The organism is Oxalobacter paeniformigenes (assembly GCF_027158465.1).
Taxonomy (GTDB): Bacteria; Pseudomonadota; Gammaproteobacteria; order Burkholderiales; family Burkholderiaceae_D; genus Oxalobacter; species Oxalobacter paeniformigenes.
This window is the reverse complement of record NZ_JAMKYL010000027.1, coordinates 1-204: the sequence shown is the minus strand read 5'-3', so window position 1 is coordinate 204 and position 204 is coordinate 1. Positions and strand designations below refer to the sequence as shown.

Below are 204 nucleotides of genomic sequence, written 5' to 3'. Positions count from 1 at the left end.
TCACCGATTATCGCCGTTCCATCCACATTGGTAGTGATGCTGGAAGTACCGACACTGGTCGTAACGCTTGTCGTACCGTTAATGCCCACGGTATCGCCATTGATGATTGTGGTGCCCGTATTGTTGCCAATCGTGGCATTTGCACCGGCATTCGATGCGATGGTTGCATCACCCTTCAGTGTGGAAGTACCTTCGACCGTCAGA

General features: G+C 52.0%; 1 protein-coding gene. It reads right to left on the bottom strand.

Translation table 11 applies throughout. The annotated features are described in order from the left end of the window. On the bottom strand, nt 1–204 hold a 204-nt coding region (locus tag NAI64_RS09090; protein ID WP_269299805.1), incomplete at both ends, for a hypothetical protein.